The organism is Paenibacillus sp. 01T422, from assembly GCF_056398785.1.
This window is the reverse complement of sequence record NZ_JBFTQB010000429.1, coordinates 1-5,268: the sequence shown is the minus strand read 5'-3', so window position 1 is coordinate 5,268 and position 5,268 is coordinate 1. Positions and strand designations below refer to the sequence as shown.

The following is a 5,268-nucleotide window of genomic DNA, read 5'->3' as shown; positions in this document are numbered from 1 at the left end:
GAAACCGGAAGCTACAAGACCACCGTCAAACACTCCTTCTGATACCTCTAATATGATTAGTATACCAGACAAGATTAACACTTTAAAGACGCAACTCGATACGGCGGTTAGATAAAAGTGGCTGTACAGGAATCCTACTGTACAACCACTTTTGGATCCCGTTATTTAAATGACATTACTTTTGGTTTTTGTAGAACTCTTCATAGGCTTTCTTCTTTTCTTCTTTAACAGCCGTGCCGCCCATTTCCATATAAGCCTTCACTTGATCGTCGTACACCTTACTGAAATCAGCCGTTTTGGCGGTGGCGATTTTGGTCAACATTTCTTTTTCTTTATCCTTCAAAATGGTGGCATACTTCACTTCAGCCTGAATCGGCGTATCGACACGCGGGATTGTATAGGCATCATTAGATCCGGCTTGAATACTCTTCACTGTAAAATCTTTGAAGTTCGGGTCCGTTGCGTTTGCCTCGATATTTTTTTGCGGCTCATCCGGGCTAACATATTTACCATTGAGGATGATGGCATAATCATAGTAGTTATAGAGAATTTGTTTCGCTTCGGCCGTATCAAGGTTAAGAGGAACACCGTTACTGTCTAGTTTATAGGAGATGCCTTCCTTACCATTCTGAAGTGCTAGGATATTTTTGGGCTCAGACATCCAGTTCAAATATTTGACGGCCGCCTCCACATTCGGGCTTGCTTTTGGAATCATTAGATACGCACCGTAAGCAGGATATTTAGGCTTAGGATGTTTGCCGTCTTTCGTTGAGAACGGATCGATTGCCACCAGTTCGGCTGCTGGATTGTTCTTCTTCAAGTTAGAATAATAACCGTTATATACCGGTTCATTCGTGTTCGGCGTACCCGCACCTGCAAGGCCATTCACCATTTGCTGCGCGAATGCTTGGCTGAAGTCAGAGGCAAGTGCAAAATCCTTATCAATCAAACCTTCATTGTACATTTGATTCAAGAACTTCAGGCCGTCTTTATTACCGGGCTGCTCCCAGTTTGGCGTAGCGTACAGATCCGCCGGCGTGATTTTGCTCCAATCCCAGAAGGACTGAATCAATGGCTGCATGTGGAAAATATCGATATAGGAGTAAGGGATGACTTTTCCGCCTGTATTTCCTGGGTCTTTTTCTTTAAAAGCCTTCATCGTTTGCAGAAATTGGTCTGTCGTCGTCGGCACTGGCAAATTCAGCTTATCCAGCCAATCCTTGCGCACAAACGTTGTTGTCTGGGATTGAATAACCCGAAGTGCAGGAATAGCATACTGTTTACCATTGAACATGCCATCTGGTAAAGAAGGGGCAAGCACTTTTTTCAACTGCGGACCCACTTTATCAATCACTGGACCCAAATCCGCCAATCCTCCGCTTTGCGCATAGTTCTGCACTGTAGGCTTGTCATAGGTGAAAACAATATCCGGCGCAGAGTTAGAGGCCATCAAAACATTCARCTTTTTAACTTCTTCAGAACGGGGTACGGTTACGAATTTGACTGTAATATTGTTCGGTTTGCCGAAGTTTTCTTGAATGTATTGCRTCATAAAGTTGTCTGTGATTGGAGGAGCACCAGCGGGAGTATTAGCTCTATCAAAAAGCTCTACGGTAAGCGTAATAGGCTTAGAGCTTGGAGCTGTACTTGCGTTACCGGCCGCAGGAGAACTACTCTCGTTAGTACCATTTGAAGAATTGCTGCAAGCAGTTAATACCAAGCAGGACGCCATTGCTACAGTCAATGTCGTGTTTACTGATTTATGAAGCATTTTCCGCATTGTGTTGCCTCCCTTTAATCTCAGCTAATTTTTAATATAGAACCTTCGGTAATAGGCCGTGTACCTTGTCCGCCGAAGAGAAACTATCAACCTTTAACGGCACCGACGAGCATACCGGAGATGAAATACCGCTGCAGCCAAGGATATACGAGCAGGATCGGCACGGTCGAGAACATGATGCTGGCAGCCTGCAAACTTTGGGGGATCGGCGTCGAGGAGTTGAAACCCTCTTGAGCGGATGCATCGTTGGCTTGACTGTTGATGACCATTTCGTAAAGCTTTAATTGAATCGGATAGAGATGCTGATCATTCACATAAAACAATGCATCCTGGAACATATTCCAGCGATCCACCGCAGAATAAAGGCCAATCGTCGCTAATATGGGCAGCGAAAGTGGTAATACGATTTTGAGCAAAAACCGGAAGTGTCCACACCCATCCATCCATGCGGAGTCTTCCAATTCGGCAGGAAGTTGTGAAAAGTTAGTTTTTAGAATAATCAAGAGAAATGCATTGATCAAGATCGGTACAACCAAGGAGAAAACTGTATTTAACATGCCAAGCTGTTTGATTAGTAAATAATGCGGAATGATTCCCGGATTGAAGAACATCGTGATGATAATGAGCAAGAAGAAGATATGTTTTCCTTTAAAATCCCGTCTGCTCAGTGGATACGCAGCCATTACCGTTACGGCCATCGTTACTAGCGTATATCCGGCAACTAGCAAGATCGTAAAGAACAGCGAGCGCAGCATCGCGAAATCTCCAAGCACCGATTTGTATGCGCCCCAGGTCCATTCAATAGGCCATAAGGTCACTTCGCCAGACATAATCGGTCTGTTCCCACTTAATGACAAAGCGAACATATGAATCATTGGCACAACACAGAACAAACAGAAAACTCCAATTACAACAAGGATAGCAGCGTCTACCATTTTATTTGTAGGATTTTGATACATCGTTTCCCCCCCTAGAAAATCCCCTGATTATTGACTCTTCTAGATATAAATTCAGCCGTCAAAAGTAAAACAAGCCCTACCACTGATTGAAACAAGCCAACTGCTGTAGCAAGCGCAAATCTCGCTGATTGAATCCCAACCGTGTATACATACGTGCTGATGACTTCGGATACATCTTTGACATATCCATTTTGCAAAACATACGGCTGTTCAAAGCTGATATTCGCCATGTTGCCAATTTGAAGGATGAACAAGACGATGATCGTGGGCTTGATACCTGGCAATGTAATATGCCAAATCTTTCGCATGCGGGATGCGCCGTCCACTTCCGCTGCTTCATACAATTCCTTATTAATTCCTGTAAGCGCCGCCAAATACAAAATCGTTCCCCAACCTGCATGGTGCCATAAGCCAGTTCCTACGTAGGTAGATATCCAGTACATTGGCTTTTCCAGAAACGGAATCGGTTGGCCGCCAATCGCCTTAATCATTTCGTTAATCGTCCCGTTGTTCGTGGAGAGCAGTTCAATGGCCATCCCACCCACAATTACCCAGGAAATAAAATGCGGCAAGTACATTAACGTTTGGCTCACTCGTTTGAACCAGCTAATGCGGATCTCATTGAGCATGACCGCCAAAATAATGGGGACCGGGAACGTAAGTAAACCCAAAATGTTTAAGACCAGCGTGTTGCGGAACGCTCTATAAAATTGAGGTAGAGAAAAAACTTCTTTAAACACGTCTAATCCCACCCAATCACTGCCCCAGACACCTTTGAACAAGTTATAGTCCTTAAACGCAACCGCAACCCCCGCCATCGGGATGTACTTAAAAATAACAAAGTAGGCCATCGGGATAATCATTAGGATATACAACTGCCATTGGCGCCTAAAAAAAGATAATCGATTTCGTTTGATCGCCACTGAAGATGTAGTCTGGCTAATCTCAATCTGCATAGAGCGTTCATCCTTTTTAATGAGATTTTTGATAATTGATTGATTTAATAGCAAATTGATTTAATAACAAAATGATTTAATAACAAATTGATTAATAACAAATTGATTAATAACAAATGATCTAATAACAAATTGATCCCTAGAACAAATTGATATCAATAAATAATATCAATCTAATTAGTACTACTAGTAATACTAGTCATCTAATTGAATTCATTATAATTCAGCTTTGTAACCGATTGCAATATCTTTTTTTTCAAATAATCCCAGTAAGGATGTAAAACACGCTTAACTACCGCGGAAACCTTCCGTCCGCGCTGGTCCCGCAGCTGTAGCGATGTTTTTCATCGCTAACGCATGCTGCTTGCGCACATTGCCCGCTGTAACGATGTAAAACACACTTAACTACCGCGGAACCCTCCCGTCCGCGCTGGTCTCGCAGCTGTAGCGATGTTTTTCATCGCTAACGCGTGCTGTGTACGCACATTGCCCGCTGTAACGATGTAAAACACGCTTAACTTGCAGCGGAATCCTTCCGTCCGCGCTAGTCCCGCAGCTGTAACGATGTTTTTCATCGCTAACGCAGGCTGCTTGCGCACATTGCCCGCTGTAACGATGTAAAACACACTTAACTTGCGCGGAATCCTCCCGTCCGCGCTGGTCCCGCAGCTGTAACGATGTTTTTCATCGCTAACGCGTGCTGKGTGCGCACATTGCCCGCTGTAACGATGTAAAACACGCTTAACTACCGCGGAACCCTCCCGTCCGCGCTRGTCCCGCAGCTGTAACGATGTTTTTCATCGCTAACGCGTGCTGTGTGCGCACATTGCGCGCTGTAACGATGTAAAACACGCTTAACTTGCGCGGAACCCTTCCGCGCGCGCTGATCCCACTGCTGTAACGATGTTTTTCATCGCTAACGCAGGCTGGGTGCGCACATTGCCCGCTGTAACGATGTAAAACACGCTTAACTTGCGCGGAACCCTTCCGTCCGCGCTAGTCTCGCAGCTGTAACGGTGTTTTTCATCGCTAACGCAGGCTGCGTGCACCTATTGCCCGCTGTAACGATGTAAAACACGCTTAACTACCGCGGAACACTCCCGTCCGCGCTGATCCCACTGCTGTAACGATGTTTTTCATCGCTAACGCAGGCTGCATGCACCTATTGCCCGCTGTAACGATGTAAAACACGCTTAACTTGCAGCGGAATCCTTCCGTCCGCGCTGATCCCACTGCTGTAACGATGTTTTTCATCGCTAACGCAGGCTGGATGCGCACATGGCCCGCTGTAACGATGTAAAACACGCTTAACTTGCGCGGAATCCTTCCGTCCGCGCTAGTCTCGCAGCTGTARCGATGTTTTTCATCGCTAACGCAGGCTGAGTGCGCACATTGCTCGCTGTAACGATGTAAAACACGCTTAACTACCGCGGAACCCTCCCGTCCGCGCTAGTCTCGCAGCTGTAACGATGTTTTTCATCGCTAACGCAAGCTGAGTGCTCCCATTGCCCGCTGTAACGATGTAAAACACGCTTAACTACCGCGGAACACTCCCGTCCGCGCTGATCCCACT

6 protein-coding genes are annotated in these 5,268 nt (G+C 45.6%); all 6 read right to left on the bottom strand.

Translation table 11 applies throughout. The features are described 5' to 3' along the window. Window positions 1-175: 175 nt before the first annotated feature. On the bottom strand, window positions 176-1,780 hold the full coding sequence (locus AC1DUA_RS22150; protein ID WP_477501835.1) for an extracellular solute-binding protein: 1,605 nt from the start codon (window positions 1,778-1,780) through the stop codon (window positions 176-178). Between the two features lie 86 nt (window positions 1,781-1,866). Beyond that, complete coding sequence (locus AC1DUA_RS22145) at window positions 1,867-2,739, bottom strand: carbohydrate ABC transporter permease (RefSeq protein WP_477501834.1); 873 nt, start codon at window positions 2,737-2,739, stop codon at window positions 1,867-1,869. 11 nt (window positions 2,740-2,750) lie between these two features. After that, window positions 2,751-3,695 (bottom strand): ABC transporter permease, encoded by a 945-nt coding sequence (locus tag AC1DUA_RS22140; RefSeq protein ID WP_477501833.1) that lies wholly within the window; start codon window positions 3,693-3,695, stop codon window positions 2,751-2,753. A 401-nt stretch (window positions 3,696-4,096) separates the two neighbouring features. Beyond that, complete coding sequence (locus AC1DUA_RS22135; protein ID WP_477501832.1) at window positions 4,097-4,321, bottom strand: hypothetical protein; 225 nt, start codon at window positions 4,319-4,321, stop codon at window positions 4,097-4,099. Window positions 4,322-4,549: 228 nt separating this feature from the next. Next, a complete protein-coding gene (locus tag AC1DUA_RS22130; protein ID WP_477501831.1) occupies window positions 4,550-4,744 on the bottom strand; it encodes a hypothetical protein in 195 nt (64 codons plus the stop codon). A gap of 31 nt (window positions 4,745-4,775) precedes the next feature. Beyond that, window positions 4,776-5,000 (bottom strand): hypothetical protein, encoded by a 225-nt coding sequence (locus tag AC1DUA_RS22125; protein WP_477501830.1) that lies wholly within the window; start codon window positions 4,998-5,000, stop codon window positions 4,776-4,778. Between the last annotated feature and the right edge of the window lie 268 nt (window positions 5,001-5,268).